This is a genomic window from Streptococcus mitis, assembly GCF_023109105.1.
Taxonomy (GTDB): Bacteria; Bacillota; Bacilli; order Lactobacillales; family Streptococcaceae; genus Streptococcus; species Streptococcus mitis_BW.
Genome location: NZ_JALDTZ010000013.1, coordinates 1 through 26,035, shown reverse-complemented (window position 1 = coordinate 26,035; position 26,035 = coordinate 1). Strand labels below are relative to the sequence as shown.

Genomic DNA, 26,035 nt, shown 5'->3' with positions numbered 1-26,035 from the left:
CTAAAGGAGTAGCCATGTCAGAAAATCAACTAGCATTGAACCATGTGGTGTCCATGGAAGACCTCACTGTCGATCAAGTGATGAAATTGATCAAGCGAGGTATTGAGTTTAAAAACGGAGCTCAGCTTCCCTATGAAAACCACCCGATTGTTTCCAACCTTTTCTTTGAAGATTCCACACGGACGCATAAGTCCTTTGAAGTGGCAGAGATTAAATTGGGATTGGAAAGACTTGACTTTGATGTCAAGACCAGCTCGGTCAATAAGGGTGAGACACTTTATGATACCATCTTGACTTTATCTGCTTTAGGAGTTGACGTCTGTGTGATTCGCCACCCAGAGGTTGACTACTACAGAGAGTTAATTGCTAGTCCCACGATTACGACTTCCATCATCAATGGTGGAGATGGTTCGGGTCAACACCCTAGCCAGAGCTTGCTTGATTTGATGACCATTTATGAGGAATTTGGTCATTTTAAGGGTCTCAAGGTTGCGATTGCAGGCGACTTGGATCACTCACGTGTTGCCAAATCCAATATGCAGATTTTGAAACGCTTGGGAGCTGAGCTTTATTTTGCTGGACCTGAGGAATGGAGAAGTCAAGAGTTTGCAGACTATGGACAGTTTGTAACCATTGATGAAATCATTGATCAGGTGGATGTTATGATGTTTCTTCGTGTGCAACATGAACGTCATGATAGTGGAGCTGTCTTTTCAAAAGAAGACTACCATACCCAACATGGCTTGACTCAAGAACGTTATGATCGTTTGAAAGAAACAGCAATCCTCATGCACCCAGCTCCAGTCAATCGTGATGTAGAAATCGCAGACCACTTGGTTGAAGCACCAAAATCACGGATTGTCCAACAAATGACCAATGGTGTCTTTGTTCGAATGGCAATCTTAGAATCCGTACTGGCGAGTAGAAACGCCAACTAAAACACAAGACGTTAAAAGACGCCAGTGAGCGTCCACGAGAGGTGAAAATATGACAAAAAGACTTCTAGTATTAGAAGATGGTACAATTTTTGAAGGCAAAGCCTTCGGAGCAGATATTGATGTAACAGGCGAAATCGTCTTTAATACAGGGATGACCGGCTATCAAGAGTCTATTACAGATCAGTCTTATAATGGACAAATCTTGACCTTTACTTATCCTTTGGTAGGAAATTATGGAATTAACCGTGATGATTACGAATCCATTATTCCAACTTGTAAGGGAGTCGTTGTTTTCGAAGAAGCGCGTAGAGCAAGTAACTGGCGAAATCAAATGACCTTGGATGAATTTTTGAAAGCTAAGAAAATTCCGGGTATTTCAGGGATTGATACGCGTGCCCTTACCAAGATTATCCGTAAGCATGGTACCATGCGAGCAACCTTGACTCATGTTGGGGACAGCATGGATCATGTGACGGACCAGCTCCAAGCAACAGTCTTGCCGACAGACAATATCAAACAGGTTTCCACTAAAACTTCATATCCTGCTCCAGGAGTTGGTTTAAGTGTAGTGCTAGTGGACTTTGGTCTCAAGCACTCAATCTTACGTGAACTTTCTAAGCGAAACTGTAACGTGACGGTTGTTCCTTATTCGACAACAGCTGAAGAAATTCTTCATCTTAATCCTGATGGAGTGATGTTGTCAAATGGGCCAGGTAACCCAGAAGATGTTCCACAAGCACTCGACATGATTCGCGGTGTGCAAGGGAAAATCCCAATCTTTGGTATTTGTATGGGGCACCAACTCTTTGCAATGGCAAACGGTGCAAAGACTTACAAGATGAAGTTTGGTCACCGTGGCTTTAACCATGCGGTACGTGAAATTGCAACAGGACGAGTAGACTTCACCAGCCAGAACCATGGTTATGCAGTTAGCCGTGAGGATTTGCCAGAGCATTTGATCATCACCCATGAAGAAATCAATGATAAGTCAGTTGAAGGTGTGCGTCACAGATACCAACCTGCTTTCTCTGTTCAATACCACCCAGACGCAGCACCTGGTCCACACGACGCTAGCTACCTCTTTGATGAATTTATCGAGATGATGGAAGCTTTTAAACAATCAAACTAAGAACGAGTAAAAATTCGTCGGAGAATTTATTTAATGTCGCCCCGAGAGGCGACGAATAGAAAGGCAGGTCGTTTCTTTTAGTCGCTATTAGGCGAACTAAAAACTCCCTGCACTAGATTTTTTACCGAAAAGTATCGTTTCGCTAAAAAATCGTCGGAGAATTTATTTAATGGCAACCCGAGAGTTGCCGAATAGAAAGGAGAAGATACATTGTTCGCGGAAGTGAACACGCCCTAAGAACTGTGTGAAAAAGATAAACATCGTTTTGACGCTGAAGGCGTCTGCACCGAGTTTCCTATTTTCACTTTGTTCTTGTCAGGCTTTGTATCATAAACTATGCCTAAACGTACTGATATTCAAAAAATTATGGTGATTGGTTCTGGTCCGATTATTATTGGTCAGGCTGCTGAGTTTGACTACGCTGGGACCCAGGCTTGCTTGTCGTTGAAAGAGGAGGGTTATGAAGTTGTCTTGGTTAACTCAAACCCTGCAACTATCATGACGGACAAGGAGATTGCGGACAAGGTTTACATCGAACCGATTACACTTGAGTTTGTGACACGTATTCTTCGTAAGGAACGTCCAGATGCCTTGCTTCCAACTCTTGGTGGGCAAACAGGGCTTAATATGGCTATGGAATTGTCTAAAAACGGCATTCTAGATGAGCTCGGTGTCGAACTTCTGGGAACTAAATTGTCTGCCATCGACCAAGCGGAGGACCGTGACCTCTTTAAACAATTGATGGAAGAGCTCAACCAACCAATTCCAGAATCAGAAATTGTAAATACGGTTGAAGAAGCAGTTGCCTTTGCTGCAACTATTGGCTACCCAGTCATTGTCCGTCCAGCCTTTACCCTTGGTGGTACTGGTGGTGGTATGTGTGCCAACGAGGAAGAATTGCGTGAAATCGCTGAAAATGGGTTGAAATTGTCACCTGTTACCCAATGTTTGATTGAACGTTCGATTGCTGGCTTCAAGGAAATCGAATATGAAGTCATGCGTGACTCAGCTGACAATGCTTTGGTTGTTTGTAACATGGAAAACTTTGACCCAGTTGGGATTCACACAGGAGATTCTATTGTATTTGCTCCAGCGCAAACCATGTCAGACTATGAAAACCAAATGCTACGTGACGCTAGCTTGAGCATTATTCGTGCCCTCAAGATTGAAGGTGGATGTAACGTCCAGCTAGCCCTTGATCCGCATAGCTTTAAGTATTATGTTATCGAAGTAAATCCTCGTGTATCGCGTTCTTCAGCCCTGGCATCTAAGGCGACAGGTTATCCGATTGCTAAATTGGCTGCTAAGATTGCTGTGGGATTGACCTTGGATGAGATTATCAATCCAGTTACAGGTTCAACCTACGCTATGTTTGAACCAGCCCTCGACTACGTCGTTGCCAAGATTCCACGTTTCCCATTTGACAAGTTTGAAAAAGGGGAACGCCGTCTTGGTACCCAGATGAAGGCGACTGGAGAAGTCATGGCGATTGGCCGTAACATTGAAGAGTCACTTCTTAAAGCTTGTCGCTCACTTGAAATTGGCGTTCACCACAATGAAATGCCAGAACTTGCAGCAGTTTCTGATGATGCTTTGATTGAAAAGGTTGTGAAAGCCCAAGATGACCGTCTCTTCTATGTGTCAGAAGCTATTCGCCGTGGTTACACACCAGAAGAAATTGCTGAATTGACTAAGATTGATATCTTCTATCTTGATAAACTCTTGCATATCTTTGAAATTGAGCAAGAATTAGGTGCCCATCCACAAGATCTAGAAGTTTTGAAAACTGCCAAACTCAATGGTTTCTCAGACCGTAAGATTGCGGAACTTTGGGAAACGACTGCAGACCAAGTTCGCCAACTTCGTTTGGAAAACAAGATTGTCCCAGTCTACAAGATGGTTGATACCTGTGCGGCAGAGTTTGACTCTGAAACACCATACTTCTATTCAACCTATGGTTGGGAAAATGAGTCTATCAAGTCTGATAAGGAATCTGTACTTGTCCTAGGTTCAGGTCCAATCCGTATCGGTCAAGGGGTTGAGTTTGACTACGCAACTGTTCATTCTGTTAAGGCTATTCAAGCAGCTGGTTATGAAGCTATTATCATGAACTCAAACCCAGAGACCGTTTCTACGGACTTCTCTGTGTCTGACAAGCTCTACTTTGAACCATTGACATTTGAAGATGTCATGAATGTCATTGACTTGGAGCAACCAAAAGGCGTTATTGTTCAGTTTGGTGGTCAAACAGCTATCAACCTTGCGGAGCCATTGGCAAAAGCAGGTGTGACCATCCTTGGCACACAGGTTGCTGACCTAGACCGAGCTGAAGACCGTGACCTCTTTGAGCAAGCTCTCAAAGACTTGGATATTCCACAGCCACCAGGACAAACAGCGACTAATGAAGAAGAAGCAGTGCTTGCAGCACGCAAGATTGGTTTCCCAGTCCTCGTTCGTCCATCTTATGTTTTGGGTGGACGTGCCATGGAAATCGTTGAAAACGAAGAAGACCTTCGTTCTTACATGCGAACTGCTGTTAAGGCTAGTCCTGACCACCCAGTTCTTGTCGACTCTTACATCGTTGGGCAAGAGTGTGAAGTTGATGCTATTTCAGACGGAGAAAATGTCCTCATCCCTGGTATCATGGAGCATATCGAACGTGCCGGTGTCCACTCAGGTGACTCAATGGCCGTTTATCCACCACAAACCTTGTCGCAAAAGGTTCAGGAAACCATCGCAGATTATACCAAACGTCTAGCAATTGGTCTTAACTGTCTTGGAATGATGAACATCCAGTTTGTCATCAAGGATGAAAAAGTCTACGTTATTGAGGTCAATCCACGTGCCAGCCGTACGGTTCCATTCCTTTCTAAGGTAACCAATATCCCTATGGCTCAAGTAGCGACCAAGCTCATTCTTGGGCAAAGACTTGAAGAACTTGGATACCACGATGGACTTTATCCAGAAAGCACTCGAGTTCATATCAAGGCTCCTGTCTTCTCCTTTACGAAACTAGCTAAGGTAGACAGCTTGCTCGGTCCTGAAATGAAGTCAACAGGGGAAGTTATGGGTTCTGATACTACTTTGGAAAAAGCTCTCTATAAGGCCTTTGAAGCTTCTTATCTACACTTGCCAACCTTTGGAAATGTTGTATTTACCATCGCTGATGATGCAAAAGAAGAGGCCTTGGACTTAGCTCGTCGTTTCCAAAATATTGGCTACGGTATCCTTGCGACAGAAGGGACAGCAGCCTTCTTTGCTAGTCATGGATTGCAAGCCCAACCTGTTGGTAAGATTGGTGATGATGAACAGGATATCCCAAGCTTTGTTCGCAAAGGGAAAATCCAAGCGATTATCAATACTGTCGGAACCAAACGAACTGCTGACGAGGATGGTGAGCAAATCCGTCGTTCAGCCATTGAACATGGTGTGCCACTCTTTACAGCCTTAGATACAGCTAATGCCATGCTTAAAGTGCTGGAAAGCCGTAGCTTTGTCACAGAAGCGATTTAAATAGAAAAAAGAGAAGGTGTGACTATCTTCTCTTTTTTGTTATATTTTTTTTTTGTAAACTACTGATTAATCAGTTTTTGCGATAAGCTTTAATACTATGACTATACCATTCTTGCATTTCTTTTGATGGTGGTGTCATATAATCCCCGTACATCTGGTTTAAAAATTGGTCATATTTTTTAGGAACGGGCAACATACGGCCTTCAAACTCAGTTAAAATCAGTTCTTTAAAGGTGTCAACTGGGAAGACTTCTTTCATACCTTCCTTACCAATCCCAATTCCTCCTTCATATTGAGGAGTGTTGGTTGCAGCTTTTTTGACTAGCTGATCAATTTTCTTGTAAAAGTAACGGGGATTGACCAATCGGAGAGCGTACCAGCTACATAATCTTAACAAATCTTTTAGTTTGCTATCACCGTGAACTGCACGTGATTTTTTGATATAAGCTAGTTGACGAAGGGCTACATACTTATAACTCTTGTCGACAATGCTCAAGTCTGTAAAGCGATCAATTGGGAAGACATCGATGAAGAGACTGGTGTCATGACGCTTGTACTTAACATGGTCTTCGATAACAGTAGAAGTATCCAAAATCGATGCGAAATTATGGAAGTACCAAGAAGAAGTGTCGTAGGAGAGAACCTTATAACGAGGATGATTTTCTTCCTCAATAATCTTCAGTAAACGCTCATAATCTTCACGATAAAGGGAAATATCAATATCATCGTCCCAGGGAATCATACCTTTGTGGCGGATAGCTCCAAGCATGGTTCCATAACTGAGAAAATAAGGAATATCATGTTTCTTACAAGTCTCATCAATATAGTCTAGCAGAGCTAGTTGAATTTCTTTAATTTCTTCTTTTTCTAAATATTGCATCCTAATCCTCCAATTTGTAGGCATGAAATTCATGACTGTAGAAGCGTTTTTCTTCAGGTGGTAGGGTCATATAATCTCCATAAAATTGTGTCAAAATAGTATCAAATTTTTCAGGCGCAGGAAGGCTTAAATTCTCAAAGGCCAAATCGATTGTTTTATCGAAGGTACCACTTGGGAAGACTTCTTTTTCCTTAAATTTAGATGGGATAAAGGCCATATACTGCCCATTTTCACGACTATATTTTTGAATTTCGTTCTCGATTTTATTTGCGAAATAACGAGGTGAAACCGGTCGAAGGAGCAACCAAAAGGCTGTTCGTATCCAATCTTTTAAAAGGTTATCTTTATAGACAATATTTTTATGTTTACTGAAAGACAGAAGTTTGAAGCTTTCCAGTTTATAACAAATATCAATGACCTTAGGGTCATCAAAGCGATCCATAGGGAAAATATCGATAAAAACACCAGAATCATAGGTTTTTGTATTTCGAGTATCAATAATTTTAGTTGTACTGTCGGTTACTTTGATAAAGTTGTTAAAGTAGTTTTTATCAGTTTCTAAGGATAGGAGCTTATACTTGCTTTTTTCCTTTTGAAAAATGGTAATAAATCGTTGGTAGTCTTCTCGAGGCATGGACAGATCAATATCGTCGTCCCAAGGGATAAAGCCTTGATGTCGAACTGCCCCAATCAGAGTACCGTAGTTAATAATATAGTTGATATTGTGCTTCTTACAGAGAGTATCAATATAATCCAAAATTTCTAATTCAATTTGTTTGGCATCTTCAATGGTTAGTTGTTTCATTCTACACTCCTATGATCTTTTGAATTTATTTTTTAAGGCTAGGACATGGTTTAAAAATTCATAGAAAATGCTATCTTTGGTGAAGACAAGTAGACCAATATAAGAGATGGCTGATAGCAAGACAATCAAACCAGTATTAATCAAAAATGGCAAATTAATGACCATATCCACAGGATACAAGAAATTAATCAGGAGATAAATTCCTACGAAAGAAAGTGAAAAGAGGGAGTATCGAACAGTATAGCTGAAGATATGTCCCAAGTGGATAAGCTGTTTTCTATGAATGAAAATGATATAGAAAACAAGTAGAGAGGCCTCTGATAACATAGTTGTCAGTAAGTAGTATTCAGGAGCTACGATATGGTTGAAAAAGAGGAGACTATTTAAGCCCAAATTGAGTAATCCTGCAAAGACTGTATAGACTGTGATACGTTTTTCATAGCCATTTGTAAAGAGAATTTGGGAACCAAGAATGGTATCTAGTGCCAGAATAATTGTACGAAAAGCGAAGAGAGAGGTTAAGATACCACCTCCGATATATTTTTCACTACCGTAAAGTAGGATGGCATTTGATCCTAAAACCATGAGTCCAAAACTCAGTGGAATGATAAAGAAGTTAAAGATTCGACTTCCTCTGTTAACAAGGGCGACATAAGCTTCCTTATCGCCTTTTCCTAGATAGTAACTGAGACGAGGCACACTCACTCCAATTGCACCTGTTACAACCCCAGCTATAACGGTCACAATTCGTTGAGCCATAGTATAGTAACTAACGTTGACATCAATTCCTGTTTTAACGAGGAAGAGACGGTCCAAAAATGTGAAGAGCATATTGGCATTGGCAAAAACCAACATGGCTGTTAGAGGGAGAAAGAGCGGTTTAAAATCACTTAGGTGAATCTTAACAAGTTTAATGTCTCTTTTAATCCAAAAATAACTAATCAGATAGTTAATCAGTGTCGATAAACTCATCACGAGTGTGTAGACGACAATATCATGTTCATTTTTGACAAACAGGAAAATAGAGACCAGCATCAGGATACGGATGAAGGCAGTCTTGTAGAAAAGAAAACTGTAATTTTCCAGAGCCTCATTGACCCATTCGATTGAAAAAATCTGGGCAATGAGTTGAATTCCCATAACAAGGTAGACTTTTTTGATAATTGGATTATCAGTAAAGAAGAGAGGATAGGCTAGGATATAGACAGCAGTGGTCAAAATCGTACAAGCTATACACAGATAAAAAAGACTAGAGAAGGTTCTATTAAGATCCTTTTTGTTATCCTTGACATTACTGATGGCACGTAAACCGTAGTTATAGACTCCATAAGTCGCAAAGGGCAAGAAAAATGACAAAATAGTGTCAACTGAGTTGAAGTAACCATAGTCAGTTCGGTCTAGGACACGCGCGACATAGGTTCCAGTTAGGATGGGAAAAATAATATTTAAGACACGAATTCCCATATAAGATAGAGCATTTAATTTTATACTTTTCATTCAATTTACCTCGTTTTTCATTATATCATAAAGTTAGCTAATAAGAAATGAAGGGCAGTAAGTCGAGTAATCACTTTGAAGTTTCAAAGTTTGATTTTAAGTTTTCTTTAAGGAAAATATATTATTCTGAAGGACTCTAACATTTCACAGCCATTTATTTGTAATTGCTACAGAATTCCTAGTCATTACTAGAAATGGACTAGTTTCTTTGAATAATAGAACTGCTTAATCCGCCTATTCTAGAAGGGGAGGACCGGTATTTCTTTCATGATGGGACTAGATTGTGGTATAATAGAGAGAATAAGTTTTTTAGTAAGACAAAGGAGAAAATAGATGATTTATGCAGGAATTCTTGCTGGTGGAACTGGCACACGCATGGGAATCAGTAATTTGCCAAAACAATTTTTAGAGCTAGGTGATCGACCTATTTTGATTCATACAATTGAAAAATTTGTCTTGGAACCAAGCATTGAAAAAATTGTGGTTGGGGTTCATGGAGACTGGGTTTCCCATGCAGAGGATCTTGTAGATAAATATCTACCTCTTCATAAGGATCGTATCATCATTACAAAAGGTGGTGCTGACCGTAATACGAGTATTGAGAAAATCATTGAAGCTATCGATGCTTATCGTCCGCTTACTTCAGAGGATATCGTTGTTACGCACGACTCTGTTCGTCCATTCATTACGCTTCGCATGATTCAGGACAATATCCAACTTGCCCAAAATCATGACGCAGTGGACACAGTGGTAGAAGCGGTTGATACTATCGTTGAAAGCACTAATGGTCAATTCATTACAGATATTCCAAATCGTGCTCACCTTTATCAAGGACAAACACCTCAAACATTCCGTTGCAAGGACTTCATGAACCTTTACGGTTCTCTCTCTGTTGAAGAGAAAGAAATCTTAACAGATGCATGTAAGATTTTTGTGATCAAAGGAAAAGATGTGGCCTTGGCTAAGGGTGAATACTCAAATCTAAAAATCACAACAGTGACAGATTTGAAGATTGCAAAAAGTATGATTGAGAAAGACTAGTGAAATGATTAATCAAATTTATCAACTGACTAAGCCCAAGTTTATCAACGTCAAATACCAGGAAGAGGCTATTGACCAAGAAAATCATATCCTCATACGTCCTAATTATATGGCGGTCTGTCATGCGGATCAGCGTTACTATCAAGGAAAACGTGATCCAAAGATTTTGAATAAAAAACTTCCAATGGCAATGATTCACGAGTCATGTGGAACCGTTATTTCTGACCCAACAGGAACCTATGAGGTTGGGCAAAAAGTTGTCATGATTCCGAATCAGCCTCCTATGCAGAGTGATGAAGAATTCTATGAGAACTACATGACAGGGACCCATTTCTTGTCTAGTGGATTTGATGGCTTTATGAGAGAGTTTGTTTCTCTCCCTAAAGACCGTGTAGTGGCTTATGATGCTATCGAAGATACGGTTGCAGCCATTACAGAGTTCGTCAGTGTTGGCATGCATGCCATGAATCGTCTATTGACTCTTGCTCATAGCAAGCGGGACCGAATCGCCGTTATCGGAGATGGAAGTTTGGCATTTGTGGTTGCTAATATTATCAACTATACTCTACCAGAAGCTGAGATTGTGGTTATTGGTCGTCATTGGGAAAAGTTGGAACTTTTCTCATTTGCCAAAGAATGTTATATCACTGATAATATTCCTGAAGATTTGGCCTTTGACCATGCTTTTGAGTGTTGTGGTGGTGATGGTACTGGACCAGCTATAAATGACTTGATTCGTTACATTCGTCCTCAGGGAACGATTCTCATGATGGGTGTTAGCGAATATAAAGTCAATCTCAATACACGCGATGCCTTAGAAAAAGGTTTGCTCTTGGTTGGTTCCTCTCGTTCTGGTCGCATCGATTTTGAAAATGCCATCCAAATGATGGAAGTCAAGAAATTTGCCAATCGTCTTAAAAATATCCTTTATCTAGAAGAACCTGTAAGAGAAATTAAAGATATTCACCGTGTCTTTGCGACCGATTTAAATACAGCCTTCAAAACTGTGTTTAAGTGGGAAGTATAAGTGCTGGAGGTTAATTGTGGAGAAAATCATTAAAGAAAAAATTTCTTCCTTACTCAGTGAAGAAGAGGAAGTCCTCAGTGTTGAACAACTGGGGGGAATGACCAATCAAAACTATTTGGTCAAAACAACAAATAAGCAGTACATTGTTAAGTTTTTTGGTAAAGGGACTGAAAAACTAATCAATCGTCAAGATGAAAAGTACAATCTTGAATTACTCAAAGATTTAGACCTAGATGTAAAAAATTATCTTTTTGATATTGAAGCTGGTATCAAAGTAAATGAGTATATCGAATCTGCGATTACACTTGATTCAACTACAATCAAGACCAAGTTCGATAAAATTGCTCCAATTTTACAAACCATTCATGCTTCTGGCAAGGAATTAAGAGGAGAATTTGTTCCTTTTGAAGAAATCAAGAAATACGAATCCTTGATTGAAGAACAAATTCCTTATGCTAACTATGAAGTAGTTCGAGAAGAAGTCTTCTCCTTGGAGAAGAGACTGGCTGACTTAGGTGTTGACAGAAAATCTTGTCATATCGATTTGGTGCCTGAAAACTTTATCGAATCACCTCAAGGACGACTTTATCTGATTGACTGGGAATATTCATCAATGAACGATCCAATGTGGGATTTGGCTGCCCTCTTTTTAGAGTCTGAATTTACTCCTCAAGAGGAAGAAGACTTCTTGTCTCACTATGAGAGTGATCAAACACCTGTCTCTCGTGAAAAGATTGCAATCTATAAAATTTTGCAAGATGCTATCTGGAGTCTATGGACTGTCTATAAGGAAGAGCAAGGTGCAGATTTTGGCGACTATGGTGTGAGTCGTTACCAGAGAGCTGTTAATGGTTTGGCTTACTATGGAGGTTCAGATGAAAAATAAAAATGGAGTTTCTTTTGGTCTACTCTCAGGTATTTTCTGGGGGTTAGGTCTAACAATTAGTGCTTATATCTTTTCAATTTTTACAGATTTGTCGCCCTTTGTGGTGGCAGCTGCTCACGATTTCTTGAGTATCTTTATCTTACTAGCTTTTCTTTTAGTAAAAGAAGGGAAAGTTCGTCTCTCAATTTTCTTAAATATTCGCAATGTTAGTGTGATCATCGGAGCCTTACTAGCTGGTCCTATCGGTATGCAGGCTAATCTTTATGCGGTTAAGTATATCGGAAGTTCCTTAGCTTCATCGGTATCTGCTATCTACCCTGCAGTTTCAGTTTTATTGGCTTTCTTTTTTTTGAAGCACAAGATTTCGAAAAATACTGTGTTTGGGATCATCTTGATTATTGCAGGGATTATTGCTCAGACCTATAAGGTTGAACAGGTCAATTCCTTCTACATTGGGATTCTTTGTGCATTGGTTTGTGCTATTGCATGGGGAAGTGAGAGTGTTCTTAGCTCCTTTGCTATGGAAAGTGAATTGAGTGAAATCGAAGCCCTCTTAATTCGTCAAGTGACTTCATTCTTGTCCTATCTTGTAATTGTGCTCTTCTCTCATCAGTCATTTGCAGAAGTAGCCAATGGGCAATTGCTAGGTCTCATGATTGTCTTTGCAGCCTTTGATATGATTTCTTACTTGGCTTACTATATCGCTATCAATCGCTTGCAACCTGCTAAAGCTACTGGATTGAACGTGAGCTATGTAGTTTGGACTGTCTTGTTTGCAGTTGTTTTCTTGGGTGCACCGCTAGATATGTTGACAATTATTACGTCACTTGTCGTTATTGCTGGAGTTTATATTATTATTAAAGAATAAAGGAGATTCGTGTGAAAGCCATCATCTTAGCAGCGGGCTTGGGAACTCGCTTGCGTCCTATGACTGAAAATACCCCTAAAGCCTTGGTTCAGGTTAATCAAAAACCCCTGATTGAATACCAAATTGAGTTTCTCAAAGAAAAAGGAATTAACGACATCATCATCATCGTTGGTTACCTTAAAGAACAATTCGATTATTTAAAAGAGAAATATGGTGTTCGCCTCGTCTTCAATGATAAATACGCTGACTACAATAACTTTTACTCTCTCTATCTTGTAAAAGAAGAATTAGCTAACAGCTATGTTATTGATGCCGATAATTATCTCTTTAAAAATATGTTCCGCAATGATTTGACACGTTCGACTTATTTTAGTGTCTATCGTGAAGATTGTACTAATGAATGGTTCTTAGTCTATGGCGATGACTACAAAGTTCAAGACATTATTGTTGATAGCAAGGCAGGTCGCATCCTTAGTGGTGTATCCTTCTGGGATGCTCCAACTGCAGAAAAGATTGTCAGCTTTATTGACAAGGCTTATGCAAGTGGTGAATTTGTTGATCTCTACTGGGACAATATGGTTAAGGATAATATCAAAGAGCTGGATGTCTATGTTGAAGAATTAGAAGGCAATAGTATCTATGAAATCGATAGTGTCCATGACTATCATAAATTAGAAGAAATTCTTAAAAACGAAAATTAAAGATTCCAACATCTGGCTAAAATAGTCGGATGTTTTTTTGATTTTTTACGAATAGATAGATGAGTAGAAAAAGAAATGGAGATATTTATGAAAATCACAAACTATGAAATCTATAAATTGAAAAAATCAGGTTTGAGCAATCAACAGATTTTAAACGTTCTAGAATACGGTGAAAATGTCGATCAAGAACTGTTGTTAGGAGATATTGCAGATATATCAGGTTGCAGAAATCCAGCTGTTTTTATGGAACGTTATTTTCAGATAGACGATAAGCATTTGGAGAAGGAGTTTCAAAAATTTCCATCTTTCTCTATTTTAGACGACTGTTATCCTTGGGATTTAAGTGAAATATACGATGCGCCTGTGCTTTTATTTTACAAGGGAAATCTTGACCTCTTGAAATTTCCTAAGGTAGCAGTTGTGGGCAGTCGTGCTTGTAGCAAACAGGGAGCTAAGTCAGTTGAAAAAGTCATTCAAGGCTTGGAAAATGAACTGGTAATCGTAAGTGGATTAGCCAAGGGCATTGACACAGCAGCCCATATGGCAGCTCTTCAGAATGGTGGAAAAACCATTGCAGTGATTGGAACAGGTTTGGATGTGTTTTATCCTAAAGCCAATAAACGTTTGCAAGACTACATCGGCAATGACCATCTGATTCTTAGTGAATATGGACTTGGTGAACAACCTCTAAAATTTCATTTTCCTGCCCGTAATCGCATCATTGCTGGACTTTGTCGAGGTGTGATTGTAGCAGAGGCTAAGATGCGCTCAGGTAGTCTCATTACCTGTGAGAGGGCAATGGAAGAAGGACGCGATGTTTTTGCTATTCCTGGAAGTATTTTAGATGGACTATCAGACGGTTGCCATCATTTGATTCAAGAAGGGGCAAAATTGGTCACCAGTGGGCAGGATGTTCTTGCAGAATTTGAATTTTAATACTCTTCGAAAATCTCTTCAAACCACGTCAGCTTCACCTTGCCGTAGGTATGGTTACTGACTTCGTCAGTCTCATCTGCAACCTCAAAGCAGTGCTTTGAGCAACCTGCGGTTAGTTTCCTAGTTTGCTCTTTGATTTTCATTGAGTATAAGAAGAAAGTCCGCTTACTAGACAAACTTTTCTTCTATATATAGTAGCTAAGTCTTGACAGTTATGGCAAAATGGTTTACACTTTATAAAGTTTATTACTTTGAAAAGGTGTGATACTGTGGCTACGGCAACAAAAAAGAAAAAATCAACAGTTAAAAAAAATCTAGTAATCGTGGAGTCGCCTGCTAAGGCCAAGACGATTGAAAAATATCTAGGCAGAAACTACAAGGTTTTAGCCAGTGTCGGGCATATCCGTGATTTGAAGAAATCCAGTATGTCTGTCGATATTGAAAATAATTATGAACCGCAATATATCAATATTCGAGGAAAGGGCCCTCTCATCAATGACTTAAAAAAAGAAGCCAAAAAAGCTAATAAAGTCTTCCTGGCGAGTGACCCGGACCGTGAAGGAGAAGCGATTTCTTGGCATTTGGCCCATATTCTCAACTTAGATGAAAATGATGCCAACCGTGTGGTCTTCAATGAAATCACCAAGGATGCGGTCAAAAATGCTTTTAAAGAACCTCGTAAGATTGATATGGACTTGGTCGATGCCCAACAGGCTCGTCGTGTCCTAGACCGTTTGGTAGGCTATTCGATTTCGCCTATTTTGTGGAAGAAGGTCAAGAAGGGCTTATCAGCAGGGCGCGTTCAATCTATTGCGCTTAAGTTAATCATTGACCGTGAGAATGAAATTAATGTCTTTCAGCCTGAAGAATACTGGACAATTGATGGTGTCTTTAAAAAGGGAACCAAGCAATTTCAGGCATCCTTCTATGGAGTAGATGGCAAAAAGCTGAAACTGACTAGCAATGATGAGGTCAAGGAAGTCTTGTCTCGTCTGACTAGTAAAGACTTTTCAGTGGATCAGGTGGATAAGAAAGAGCGCAAACGCAATGCTCCATTACCTTATACTACTTCATCTATGCAGATGGATGCTGCCAATAAAATCAATTTCCGTACTCGAAAGACCATGATGGTTGCCCAACAGCTCTATGAAGGGATTAATATTGGTTCTGGTGTCCAAGGTTTGATTACTTATATGCGTACTGATTCGACCCGTATCAGTCCTGTAGCCCAAAATGAAGCTGCAAGTTTCATTACGGATCGTTTTGGTAGCAAGTATTCTAAGCATGGTAGCAAGGTTAAAAATGCTTCAGGTGCTCAGGATGCCCATGAGGCTATTCGCCCGTCTAGCGTTTTTAATACACCTGAAAGTATTGCTAAGTATCTGGACAAGGACCAGCTCAAGCTCTATACCCTTATCTGGAATCGTTTTGTGGCTAGCCAGATGACAGCTGCTGTCTTTGATACTATGGCTGTTAAATTGTCGCAAAATGGAGTTCAATTTGCTGCCAATGGTAGTCAGGTTAAGTTTGATGGTTATCTTGCCATTTATAATGATTCTGACAAGAATAAGATGTTACCGGACATGGCTGTTGGAGATGTAGTCAAGCAGGTAAATAGCAAACCAGAGCAACATTTCACTCAACCGCCTGCTCGCTATTCTGAAGCGACACTGATCAAGACCTTGGAGGAAAATGGGGTTGGCCGTCCGTCAACCTACGCACCAACAATTGAAACCATTCAGAAACGTTATTATGTTCGCCTTGCAGCCAAACGCTTTGAACCGACAGAGTTGGGAGAAATTGTTAATAAGCTCATCGTTGAATATTTCCCAGATATCGTAAACGTGACCTTTACAGCTGAAATGGAAGGCAAACTGGATGATGTCGAAGTCGGAAAAGAGCAGTGGCAACGTGTCATTGATGCCTTTTACAAACCATTCTCCAAAGAAGTGGCCAAGGCTGAAGAAGAAATGGAGAAAATCCAGATTAAGGATGAACCAGCTGGATTTGATTGTGAAGTGTGTGGCAGTCCAATGGTCATTAAACTTGGTCGTTTTGGTAAGTTCTATGCTTGTAGCAATTTCCCAGATTGCCGTCATACCCAAGCAATCGTGAAAGAAATCGGTGTTGAGTGTCCAAGTTGTCATCAGGGACAAATCATTGAGCGTAAAACCAAGCGTAACCGTCTCTTCTATGGTTGCAATCGCTATCCAGAATGTGAATTTACCTCTTGGGATAAGCCTGTTGGTCGTGACTGTCCAAAATGTGGCAATTTCCTCATGGAGAAAAAAGTCCGTGGTGGTGGCAAGCAGGTTGTATGTAGTAATGGTGACTACGAAGAAGAAAAGATTAAATAAGAGGAGAGTCCTGAAAGTGAATTTCAGGCTCTTTTTGGTTGGAACTTGACAAAATTCACCATTGTATGCGAAACTAGAAGAAGATTATTTTATACTCAATGAAAATCAAAGAGCAAACTAGGAAACTAACCGCAGGTTGCTCAAAGCACTGCTTTGAGGTTGCAGAAGAGACTGACGAAGTCAGGAACCATACCTACGGTAAGGGTGACGTTGACGCGGTTTGAAGAGATTTTCGAAGAGTATTAACTAGGAGAAGTTATGCGTCTTATCTATCTAATTATTGGTTTCTTATCACTGGCCTTGGCTATTATTGGGGTTGTTTTGCCCTTATTGCCGACAACGCCTTTTCTTTTGTTGTCTATTGCTTGTTTCTCAAGAAGTTCCAAGCGCTTCGAAGATTGGCTTTATCATACCAAACTCTATCAAGCATATGTGGCTGATTTTCGTGAGACCAAGTCCATTGCGCGTGAACGTAAGAAAAAAATCATCGTATCTATCTACATCTTGATGGGAATTTCCATTTATTTTGCACCTCTTTTACCAGTCAAAATCGGTCTAGGAGCCTTGACCATCTTTATCACCTATTATCTCTTCAAGGTCATTCCAGACAAAGAATAGTTAAAATAGTAGTTATTTGCCTTGATAAAATTGAAAGCATATTCACAACAATATGATATAATAAGTTTAAAGTAATCTTCAAGGAGAATCAAATGATTTACGAATTTTGTGCTGAAAATGTGACCTTGCTTGAAAAAGCGATGCAGGCTGGATCTCGTCGAATCGAACTCTGTGATAATCTTGCAGTTGGTGGGACAACACCCAGCTATGGAGTGACTAAGGCAGCGGTTGAATTGGCAACCAACTACGATACGACCATTATGACCATGATTCGTCCACGTGGTGGCGACTTTGTCTATAATGACCTAGAAATTGCTATCATGCTAGAAGACATTCGGTTGACTGCTCAGGCTGGAAGTCAAGGGGTCGTTTTTGGTGCTTTAACTGCTGATAAGAAGTTGGATAAAGCTAATCTTGAGAAGCTGATAGCTGCATCAAAAGGAATGGAAATTGTCTTCCATATGGCCTTTGATGAATTAAGTGATGAAGATCAACTGGAAGCTATTGACTGGCTCAGTCAAGCTGGTGTTACTCGTATCTTAACTCGTGCTGGTGTGTCTGGCGACTCCTTAGAAAAACGTTTTGCTCACTATCACAGAATTTTGGAGCACGCTAAAGGTAAAATTGAAATTCTACCAGGTGGGGGGATTGACCTTGACAACCGTCAAACCTTTATCAATCAGCTAGGCGTGACACAATTACATGGAACCAAGGTTGTCTTTTAAAAAATAGAAAGGAACTGCTAGCTTTGGGTAGCAGTTTTCACTTATGTTTGAAATTTTTAAATCCTATCAGTTTAATCAAGAAAAGGCTCATGATTATGGTTTTGTAGAAAATGGTGGAGTGTGGACCTATAGTTGCCAAATTTTGCAGGATGACTTTGTCATGACTGTGTCCATCACTACTGATAATGTGAGTTTTCAAGTCTTTGACCAGGAGACTGGTGACCTCTATCCTCAAGTTCATATGGAAAGTATGACAGGAAGTTTTGTTGCAAGTGTCCGTGAGGCTTGTCTGGAGATTCTCTACCAGATTCGGAAGGCTTGTTTTGAGGTACAGGATTTTATCTGCCCTCAGACTAAGCGAATCATGACTCAAGTTCAGGAAAAGTATGGTAATGAGCTGGAGTATCTGTGGGAGAAATCGCCTGATACGGCAGTGTTAAGACATGAAGGCAATAAAAAGTGGTATGCCGTCTTGATGAAAATTTCTTGGGATAAGCTGGAAAAGGGCAGAGAAGAGCTAGTGGAAGCAGTCAACCTCAAACATGACAAAGTAGCCGATTTACTTTCAAAAAAGGGCATTTATCCAGCTTTTCATATGAATAAACGTTACTGGATTAGTGTGGCGCTTGATGATACTTTATCAGATAAAGAAGTATTGGAATTTATAGAAAAAAGTTGGAACTTAACCACTAAAAAATGAAACATTTCAATGGTTTTCAAGAACTTTCAATTAGCAAAATATTCTCTACTGAAGAAATTTTCAGAAAATATTGGATTTTTTCTTGACAAGCACTTTTGCCTATGCTAAAATACTAAACAAGATATCAAACGAAGGAGAAAGTCAAACATGAAAACAGCTAAGTTTAATCAATTTGCTTTGTTGTTGAGGTACTCGGGCTAGTGCAAAAAGCATTAGTCCTGTTTGGCTTACCAAGCGGGAGTGAATCAACATCTCGCTTGGGTTTCTGAGCGAGATGTTTTTTTAAAACCACATTTGGAAAAGGGGAAATCTTATGAGAACAGTTGAATTTCTAGATACCAGCCTTCGGGATGGAGAACAGACGCCGGGTGTTAACTTTTCAATCAAGGAAAAAATTGCCATTGCAAGACAGCTGGAGAAATGGGGCATTTCAGCCATCGAAGCTGGTTTTCCAGCGGCTAGTCCAGACTCATTTACGGCAGTTCAGGAGATTGCTAAGACCTTGAAGAAAACGGCAGTGACTGGTTTGGCCCGCTCTGTCAAGTCTGATATTGATGCTTGTTACGAAGCCCTCAAGGATGCCAAATATCCACAGGTTCACGTCTTTATCGCTACTAGTCCCATTCACCGCAAGTATAAGCTCAATAAGAGCAAGGAAGAGATTCTAGAAGCTATTAAGGAGCATGTCTCTTATGCACGTTCCAAGTTTGAGGTTGTCGAATTCTCTCCTGAGGATGCGACCAGAACAGAGTTGGATTTCCTCTTACAAGTCGTTCAAACAGCGGTTGATGCAGGTGCGACTTATATCAATATCCCTGATACGGTAGGATTTACCACACCAGAGGAATATGGAGCTATCTTCAAATACTTGATTGAGAATGTCAAAACGGAACGTCAGATTATCTATTCGCCTCACTGTCATGATGACCTCGGAATGGCAGTGGCTAATAGCCTTGTTGCTGTCAAGAATGGGGCAGGACGAGTCGAAGGAACCATCAATGGTATCGGGGAGCGAGCTGGTAATGCTGCTTTGGAAGAAATTGCAGTGGCCCTCAATATTCGTCAAGATTACTATCAAGCAGAAACTAGTATTGTTTTAAATGAAACCATCAATACGTCAGAAATGGTTTCTCGCTTCTCAGGTATCCCAGTTCCTAAAAACAAGGCCGTTGTTGGTGGCAATGCCTTTTCTCATGAATCTGGTATTCACCAAGACGGAGTCCTTAAAAATCCTCTTACTTATGAGATTATCACCCCTGAATTGGTCGGTGTCAAGAGTAACAGCCTCCCACTTGGAAAATTGTCAGGTCGCCATGCCTTTGTTGAAAAACTAAGAGAACTGGCCTTAGACTTTACAGAAGAGGATATCAAACCACTCTTTGCTAAGTTCAAGGCATTGGCCGACAAGAAACAAGAAATCACAGATGCAGATATTCGTGCTCTGGTAGCTGGAACCATGGTTGAAAATCCAGAAGGCTTCCACTTTGATGATTTACAACTTCAAACTCATGCAGATAATGACATTGAAGCACTCGTTAGCCTAGCCAATATGGATGGTGAGAAAGTTGATTTCAATGCGTCAGGGCAAGGTTCTGTTGAAGCAATCTTTAACGCTATCGATAAGTTCTTTAACCAATCCGTCCGCTTGGTGTCCTATACTATTGACGCTGTGACAGATGGAATTGATGCCCAAGCTCGGGTTTTGGTCACTGTTGAAAACAGAGATACAGAAACCATCTTTAATGCAGCAGGGCTTGATTTCGATGTACTGAAAGCATCTGCTATTGCCTACATCAATGCTAATACCTTTGTTCAAAAAGAGAATGCTTGTGAGATGGGACGCAGTGTTTCCTATCGTGATATGCCTAGTGTGTAAAGGAGAAAGCTATGACAAAGAAAATAGTAGTTCTGGCAGGGGATGGAATCGGCCCAGAAATCATGGAGGCTGGTTTAGAAGTTTTGGAAGCTCTAGCTGAAAAAACAGGCTTTGACTATGAAATAGACAAACGACCTTTTGGAGGTGCAGGAATTGATGCAGCAGGCCATCCTTTACCTAGTGAAACCCTCAAAGCATGTAGAGAAACAGATGCCATTCTCCTAGCGGCTATCGGTAGTCCTCAGTATGATGGAGCAGCGGTTCGCCCTGAACAAGGCTTGCTAGCTCTCCGTAAGGAACTCAATCTCTATGCCAATATTCGCCCTGTAAAAATCTTTGACAGTCTCAAGCATTTGTCACCACTCAAACCGGAACGAATTGCTGGTGTAGACTTTGTTGTGGTACGGGAGTTGACAGGTGGGATTTATTTTGGGGATCATATTCTTGAAGAAAGAAAAGCGCGTGATATCAACGACTATAGCTATGAGGAAGTGGAGCGGATTATTCGCAAAGCCTTTGAAATCGCAAGAAGTCGGAGAAAAATCCTTACCAGTATTGATAAGCAAAACGTGTTGGCAACATCAAAACTCTGGCGGAAAGTAGCTGAGAAGGTCGCAAAGGATTTCCAAGATGTGACCTTGGAACACCAGCTAGTCGACTCAGCTTCCATGCTTATGATTACTAATCCTGCTAAGTTTGATGTCATCGTGACGGAGAATCTTTTCGGCGATATCTTATCTGATGAATCAAGCGTTCTATCAGGTACACTCGGGGTTATGCCATCAGCCAGTCATTCTGAAAACGGACCAAGTCTCTATGAGCCCATTCACGGTTCAGCTCCTGATATTGCAGGTCAAGGAATTGCTAATCCTATCTCCATGATTTTATCAGTAGCCATGATGCTGAGAGACAGCTTTGGACGTTATGAGGATGCAGAGCGTATCGAGCGTGCTGTTGAGGCAAGTTTGGTAGCTGGAATTTTAACGAGAGATATAGGAGGACAGGCTTCGACCAAGGAAATGACAGAAGCCATTATTGCAAGGTTATGAAGTTAGACGAAAAAATTACTCTAGTTCTCTTGATTTGGAATGTCATGGTTTTCTTGATTTATGGCATTGACAAATCCAAGGCAAGGAGAAGAACTTGGCGCATCCCAGAGAAAATCTTACTCATTTTAGCCTTTACTTGTGGTGGTTTTGGAGCTTGGTTTGCAGGAATCATTTTTCACCACAAGACTAGAAAATGGTACTTTAAAACAGTTTGGTTTCTTGGGATGGTGACCACACTAGTAGTCTTATATGTTATTTGGAGGTAATGGATGGTAGGAAAATCGATTTTTGATAAATTATGGGACCGTCATGTCATCACAGGAGAAGAAGGGCAGCCCCAACTCATGTATGTGGATCAGCACTACATCCACGAGGTGACCAGTCCTCAGGCTTTTCAAGGATTACGAGATGCAGGTCGCAGATTGAGACGACCAGACTTGACATTTGGAACCTTTGACCACAATGTCCCGACGGTCAATATCTATGATATTCGAGATGTGATTTCCAAGGCGCAAATTGATAAACTAGCTGAAAATGTTAAGGAGTTTGGAATTGAACACGCAGCCCACGGTTCTGAAAAGCAAGGAATTGTTCATATGGTTGGTCCAGAAACAGGACGAACCCAACCAGGAAAGTTCATCGTCTGTGGAGACAGTCATACGGCTACTCACGGAGCTTTCGGAGCCATCGCCTTTGGGATTGGAACTAGTGAGGTTGAGCATGTCTTTGCGACCCAGACACTCTGGCAGGTCAAACCCAAGAAAATGTTAGTTGAATTCAAAGGTGTACCTCAAAAGGGAGTCTATTCTAAGGATTACATACTCACCTTGATTGCCAAGTATGGTGTCGCCTGTGGTGTTGGCTATGTGGTGGAATATCGTGGGGAAGCGATTGATGCTTTGACCATGGAAGAGCGAATGACTATCTGCAATATGTCCATCGAGTTTGGTTCTAAGATGGGCATCATGAATCCAGATCAGACGACTTATGACTATCTCAAGGGACGGGAATGTGTTCCAGAAGCTTTCGAGGAGGCGGTTTCTGACTGGAAGACCCTAGTCAGTGACGAGGATGCTGTCTATGATAAGGTTATCCAGATGGATGTCTCAGACTTGGCTCCCATGGTGACTTGGGGAACTAATCCTGCTATGGGGGTTGACTTTGACAGTAGCTTCCCAGAAATTAAGGATATGAATGATGAGCGAGCTTATAATTACATGAACTTGGAGCCTGGTCAAAAGCCAGCGGATATTGAACTAGGTTATGTTTTTATCGGATCTTGTACCAATGCTCGTCTCAGCGATTTACAACTGGCTGCTCGATTTGTCAAAGGAAAGAAAATCGCTCCCAACTTAACGGCTATCGTAGTTCCTGGCTCTCGTCCTGTCAAACGAGCTGCTGAGAAGTTGGGCTTGGACAAGGTATTCCTAGATGCTGGCTTCGAATGGAGAGATCCAGGGTGTTCTATGTGTCTAGGAATGAATCCTGATAAAGTACCAGATGGTGTTCATTGTGCCTCAACTAGCAACCGTAACTTTGAAGATCGACAAGGCTTTGGTGCTAAGACTCATCTCTGCAGTCCAGCCATGGCAGCTGCGGCAGCTATCGCAGGGCGCTTCGTAGATGTTCGACAAATGCAAGAAGCCCAGTAAGGAGAGGATATGGAGAAATTTACAGTTTATAGGGGAACAACCGTTCCACTTATGAATGACAACATCGACACTGACCAAATCCTTCCCAAGCAGTTTCTCAAGTTAATTGATAAAAAAGGCTTTGGTAAGTACCTCATGTATGCTTGGCGTTATTTGGATGACAAGTATACTGAGGACCCAGACTTTGTCTTTAACCGACCTGAATATCGAAAAGCTAGTATTCTCATCACAGGGGATAACTTTGGGGCTGGCTCTTCGAGAGAGCACGCAGCTTGGGCTCTAGCAGATCACGGCTTTAAGGTCGTTATTGCAGGATCTTTTGGAGATATTCATTACAATAATGAACTCAATAATGGTATGTTGCCCATTGTTCAACCTAGGGAAGTTATAGAAAAATTAGCTCAGCTCCACCCAAGTGATCAGGTAACTGTGGACTTGGAACAACAAAAAATTATCTCACCAGTTGGAGAATTCACTTTCGAAATTGATAGCGAGTGGAAACACAAGCTCCTAAATGGATTGGATGATATCGGTATTACTTTGCAGTATGAAGATTTGATTGCTGCTTATGAAAAACAACGACCAGCCTACTGGCAGGATTAGAAGAAAAATAGAAAAGGAAATAGAATTATGACAAAACACATTCAATGGAACGGAACACTTTCACAAGAAGGCTATGACATTTTAAAAGGTGAGGGCGGATGTATCGTTTGCCCTACAAAAGTCGGCTACATCATCATGACCAGCGATAAGGCAGGACTTGAACGTAAGTTCGCAGCCAAAGAGCGTAACCGTAACAAACCGGGGGTTGTTCTTTGCGGTAGCATGGATGAGCTCCGCGCTTTAGCACAACTCAACCCAGAAATTGAAGACTTTTACCAAAAACATTGGGATGAAGATATTCTTCTTGGCTGTATCCTTCCTTGGAAACCAGAAGCTTTTGAGAAATTGAAAGCTTACGGTGATGGTCGTGAAGAACTGATGACTGACGTTCGTGGAACTAGCTGCTTTGTTATCAAATTTGGGAAAGCTGGTGAACAGTTAGCTGCTAAACTTTGGGAAGAAGGTAAGATGGTCTACGCTTCATCTGCAAACCCATCTGGTAAAGGAAACCGAGGTAAGGTTGAAGGAATCGGTCAACGTATCGAAGGAGCAGTGGACCTTGTTATCGAAGCTGACGACTATGTTGCTTCAATCCAGCCAGACAAAACGATTGAAACTCGCTACGAGCAAGGTGTGATGGTGTCTATGGTCGATAAAGACGGCAAGCTTATTCCAGAACAAGGAGGAGCACGCTCAATCTCACCAGCACCAGTTGTGATCCGTAAAGGACTTGACATTGATAAAATCATGATGCATCTGTCAGACACCTTTAACTCATGGGACTACCGTCAGGGTGAGTATTATTAGAATGTAGAAGAAGTGGGGAGAAAATAATCTCTCCTCTTTTTTGTTGTTTATATAAGAAAATCCGAACATTATATTTTAAAATATAAAATAATTTGACAAAACCTGTACTTTGGTTTATAATAAATTAAGGAAACGTCGGAAAAGGCGTAGTGATGCGCAAGCATAGGTAGGTCATTACAAAAGAAACGAGACATCGATATGTTAAATGAATTTCCAATTTTTGATTACGAAGATATCCAATTGATTCCAAACAAATGTGTCATTAAAAGCCGTGCAGAAGCGGATACAAGTGTCACTCTAGGAAATCACACCTTTAAACTACCTGTTGTACCAGCTAATATGCAGACGATTTTGGATGAAAATGTCGCAGAGCAACTAGCTAAAGGGGGTTACTTCTACATTATGCACCGTTTTGATGAGGCGGGACGCATTCCCTTTATTAAGCGCATGCACGATCAAGGGCTCATTGCTTCTATCTCTGTCGGTGTTAAGGACTATGAGTATGATTTCGTTAGCCAGCTCAAGGCTGATGCTCCAGAATACATCACGATTGACATTGCCCATGGTCATGCGGATAGCGTGATTTCTATGATTCAACACATCAAGAAAGAATTGCCAGATACTTTTGTCATTGCTGGAAATGTGGGAACACCAGAAGCTGTGCGTGAATTGGAAAATGCTGGTGCGGATGCTACTAAGGTTGGAATCGGTCCTGGTAAGGTTTGTATCACCAAGGTCAAGACTGGTTTTGGTACAGGTGGTTGGCAGTTAGCTGCTCTACGCTGGTGTGCTAAGGCTGCACGTAAACCGATTATCGCTGATGGAGGAATTCGTACACACGGTGACATTGCTAAGTCTATCCGCTTCGGTGCCAGCATGGTCATGATTGGTTCCCTCTTTGCAGGACACATTGAAAGTCCAGGGAAAACGATTGAAGTTGATGGTGAACACTTCAAAGAATACTACGGTTCAGCTTCACAATATCAAAAAGGTGCTTACAAAAATGTGGAGGGCAAACGCATCTTGCTTCCTGCCAAAGGCCATTTGCAAGACACTTTAACTGAGATGGAACAAGATCTTCAAAGTGCTATTTCTTATGCAGGTGGACGTCAGGTTGCTGACCTTAAACACGTTGATTATGTTATCGTGAAAAACTCTATCTGGAATGGGGATGCTTCCCACTAAGACGGGCCATCTGACCAGAAAAAAACTTGTTATTAGAGCAAATTTCTGTTATAATAAAACAAGTTTCCACCCTTAGTGTAATGGATATCACGTAAGATTCCGGTTCTTGAGATGGGGGTTCGATTCCCTCAGGGTGGATATAAAGAAAAAAGCCTTTAATAGGGCTTCAGATTGAAGACAAAGTCCTTAGAACACAAGTTTCTAAGGGCTTTTCTTTGTGTAAAGTCGTATAATAGAGGTAA

25 protein-coding genes and 1 tRNA gene are annotated in these 26,035 nt (G+C 40.8%); 22 read left to right on the top strand and 4 right to left on the bottom strand.

Annotated features, from left to right (window positions below):
• Positions 1 to 14 precede the first annotated feature (14 nt).
• From M1F37_RS07875 to carB, 3 genes are all read left to right on the top strand, one after another.
• Complete coding sequence (locus M1F37_RS07875) at positions 15 to 938, top strand: aspartate carbamoyltransferase catalytic subunit (protein ID WP_247935375.1); 924 nt, start codon at positions 15 to 17, stop codon at positions 936 to 938.
• Between the two features lie 49 nt (positions 939 to 987).
• Positions 988 to 2,067 carry a carbamoyl phosphate synthase small subunit gene (locus M1F37_RS07870; protein ID WP_077805018.1) on the top strand — a complete coding sequence of 360 codons (1,080 nt, stop codon included), beginning with the start codon at positions 988 to 990 and terminating at the stop codon, positions 2,065 to 2,067.
• A gap of 336 nt (positions 2,068 to 2,403) precedes the next feature.
• Positions 2,404 to 5,580 carry a carbamoyl-phosphate synthase large subunit gene (carB, locus tag M1F37_RS07865; protein ID WP_247935374.1) on the top strand — a complete coding sequence of 1,059 codons (3,177 nt, stop codon included), beginning with the start codon at positions 2,404 to 2,406 and terminating at the stop codon, positions 5,578 to 5,580.
• Between the two features lie 70 nt (positions 5,581 to 5,650).
• Here carB and M1F37_RS07860 read toward each other — a convergent pair whose 3' ends face one another.
• The 3 genes from M1F37_RS07860 to tacF are packed head-to-tail and all read right to left on the bottom strand — an operon-like array spanning position 5,651 to position 8,762.
• Positions 5,651 to 6,460 carry a LicD family protein gene (locus M1F37_RS07860; RefSeq protein ID WP_247935373.1) on the bottom strand — a complete coding sequence of 270 codons (810 nt, stop codon included), beginning with the start codon at positions 6,458 to 6,460 and terminating at the stop codon, positions 5,651 to 5,653.
• A 1-nt stretch (position 6,461) separates the two neighbouring features.
• On the bottom strand, positions 6,462 to 7,265 hold the full coding sequence (locus tag M1F37_RS07855) for a LicD family protein (RefSeq protein ID WP_247935372.1): 804 nt from the start codon (positions 7,263 to 7,265) through the stop codon (positions 6,462 to 6,464).
• Between the two features lie 9 nt (positions 7,266 to 7,274).
• Positions 7,275 to 8,762 carry an oligosaccharide flippase family protein gene (tacF, locus tag M1F37_RS07850; RefSeq protein ID WP_247935371.1) on the bottom strand — a complete coding sequence of 496 codons (1,488 nt, stop codon included), beginning with the start codon at positions 8,760 to 8,762 and terminating at the stop codon, positions 7,275 to 7,277.
• A 333-nt stretch (positions 8,763 to 9,095) separates the two neighbouring features.
• Here tacF and M1F37_RS07845 point away from each other — a divergent pair, with 333 nt between their 5' ends.
• The 6 genes from M1F37_RS07845 to dprA all read left to right on the top strand — a co-directional run bounded on the left by M1F37_RS07845 (position 9,096) and on the right by dprA (position 14,221).
• Positions 9,096 to 9,803: a 2-C-methyl-D-erythritol 4-phosphate cytidylyltransferase gene (locus M1F37_RS07845; protein WP_247935370.1), complete on the top strand. Its 708-nt coding sequence runs from the start codon at positions 9,096 to 9,098 to the stop codon at positions 9,801 to 9,803.
• Between the two features lie 4 nt (positions 9,804 to 9,807).
• A complete protein-coding gene (locus M1F37_RS07840; RefSeq protein WP_000609877.1) occupies positions 9,808 to 10,830 on the top strand; it encodes a ribitol-5-phosphate dehydrogenase in 1,023 nt (340 codons plus the stop codon).
• Between the two features lie 16 nt (positions 10,831 to 10,846).
• Positions 10,847 to 11,716 (top strand): phosphotransferase, encoded by an 870-nt coding sequence (locus tag M1F37_RS07835; protein WP_247935369.1) that lies wholly within the window; start codon positions 10,847 to 10,849, stop codon positions 11,714 to 11,716.
• The gene (locus M1F37_RS07830) at positions 11,706 to 12,584 is read left to right on the top strand and encodes a DMT family transporter (protein ID WP_247935368.1); all 879 of its coding nucleotides are present in this window, start codon (positions 11,706 to 11,708) and stop codon (positions 12,582 to 12,584) included. The genes M1F37_RS07835 and M1F37_RS07830 overlap by 11 nt, the downstream gene beginning before the upstream one ends.
• 11 nt (positions 12,585 to 12,595) lie before the next feature.
• Complete coding sequence (locus M1F37_RS07825) at positions 12,596 to 13,285, top strand: sugar phosphate nucleotidyltransferase (RefSeq protein WP_070527772.1); 690 nt, start codon at positions 12,596 to 12,598, stop codon at positions 13,283 to 13,285.
• Positions 13,286 to 13,372: 87 nt separating this feature from the next.
• The gene (gene dprA / locus M1F37_RS07820) at positions 13,373 to 14,221 is read left to right on the top strand and encodes a DNA-processing protein DprA (RefSeq protein WP_020902792.1); all 849 of its coding nucleotides are present in this window, start codon (positions 13,373 to 13,375) and stop codon (positions 14,219 to 14,221) included.
• On the opposite strand, the gene M1F37_RS07815 is transcribed toward dprA, so the two are convergent.
• Positions 14,218 to 14,364, bottom strand: coding sequence for a hypothetical protein (locus M1F37_RS07815; protein ID WP_031233114.1), 147 nt, complete (start codon positions 14,362 to 14,364; stop codon positions 14,218 to 14,220). The two genes, dprA and M1F37_RS07815, sit on opposite strands and share 4 nt — an antisense overlap.
• A 126-nt stretch (positions 14,365 to 14,490) precedes the next feature.
• On the opposite strand from M1F37_RS07815, the gene topA reads away from it, so the two are divergent.
• The 13 genes from topA to M1F37_RS07755 all read left to right on the top strand — a co-directional run bounded on the left by topA (position 14,491) and on the right by M1F37_RS07755 (position 25,931).
• Positions 14,491 to 16,578 (top strand): type I DNA topoisomerase, encoded by a 2,088-nt coding sequence (topA, locus tag M1F37_RS07810; protein WP_020902794.1) that lies wholly within the window; start codon positions 14,491 to 14,493, stop codon positions 16,576 to 16,578.
• 98 nt (positions 16,579 to 16,676) lie between these two features.
• The gene (locus M1F37_RS10015) at positions 16,677 to 16,802 is read left to right on the top strand and encodes a hypothetical protein (RefSeq protein ID WP_004258001.1); all 126 of its coding nucleotides are present in this window, start codon (positions 16,677 to 16,679) and stop codon (positions 16,800 to 16,802) included.
• 34 nt (positions 16,803 to 16,836) lie between these two features.
• A complete protein-coding gene (locus M1F37_RS07805; RefSeq protein WP_004258004.1) occupies positions 16,837 to 17,196 on the top strand; it encodes a YbaN family protein in 360 nt (119 codons plus the stop codon).
• Positions 17,197 to 17,288: 92 nt separating this feature from the next.
• A complete protein-coding gene (locus M1F37_RS07800) occupies positions 17,289 to 17,921 on the top strand; it encodes a copper homeostasis protein CutC (protein ID WP_070527769.1) in 633 nt (210 codons plus the stop codon).
• A 43-nt stretch (positions 17,922 to 17,964) separates the two neighbouring features.
• Positions 17,965 to 18,621: an MmcQ/YjbR family DNA-binding protein gene (locus M1F37_RS07795; protein ID WP_247935367.1), complete on the top strand. Its 657-nt coding sequence runs from the start codon at positions 17,965 to 17,967 to the stop codon at positions 18,619 to 18,621.
• Between the two features lie 313 nt (positions 18,622 to 18,934).
• Positions 18,935 to 20,497: a 2-isopropylmalate synthase gene (locus tag M1F37_RS07790; RefSeq protein WP_247935366.1), complete on the top strand. Its 1,563-nt coding sequence runs from the start codon at positions 18,935 to 18,937 to the stop codon at positions 20,495 to 20,497.
• Positions 20,498 to 20,508: 11 nt separating this feature from the next.
• Positions 20,509 to 21,546, top strand: coding sequence for a 3-isopropylmalate dehydrogenase (leuB, locus tag M1F37_RS07785; RefSeq protein ID WP_247935365.1), 1,038 nt, complete (start codon positions 20,509 to 20,511; stop codon positions 21,544 to 21,546).
• On the top strand, positions 21,543 to 21,812 hold the full coding sequence (locus M1F37_RS07780) for a DUF1294 domain-containing protein (RefSeq protein WP_247935364.1): 270 nt from the start codon (positions 21,543 to 21,545) through the stop codon (positions 21,810 to 21,812). Before leuB ends, M1F37_RS07780 begins: the two co-directional genes overlap by 4 nt.
• Before the next feature lie 3 nt (positions 21,813 to 21,815).
• The gene (gene leuC / locus M1F37_RS07775; RefSeq protein WP_247935363.1) at positions 21,816 to 23,198 is read left to right on the top strand and encodes a 3-isopropylmalate dehydratase large subunit; all 1,383 of its coding nucleotides are present in this window, start codon (positions 21,816 to 21,818) and stop codon (positions 23,196 to 23,198) included.
• A 9-nt stretch (positions 23,199 to 23,207) separates the two neighbouring features.
• Positions 23,208 to 23,801 (top strand): 3-isopropylmalate dehydratase small subunit, encoded by a 594-nt coding sequence (gene leuD, locus M1F37_RS07770; RefSeq protein ID WP_247935362.1) that lies wholly within the window; start codon positions 23,208 to 23,210, stop codon positions 23,799 to 23,801.
• Between the two features lie 27 nt (positions 23,802 to 23,828).
• Entirely contained in the window at positions 23,829 to 24,608 is a 780-nt protein-coding gene (locus tag M1F37_RS07765; protein WP_247935361.1) for an L-threonylcarbamoyladenylate synthase, read from the top strand.
• 198 nt (positions 24,609 to 24,806) lie between these two features.
• A complete protein-coding gene (locus tag M1F37_RS07760) occupies positions 24,807 to 25,793 on the top strand; it encodes a GMP reductase (RefSeq protein WP_125454453.1) in 987 nt (328 codons plus the stop codon).
• Positions 25,794 to 25,859: 66 nt separating this feature from the next.
• Positions 25,860 to 25,931: transfer RNA gene (locus M1F37_RS07755), tRNA-Arg, on the top strand.
• The last annotated feature ends 104 nt before the right edge of the window (positions 25,932 to 26,035 follow it).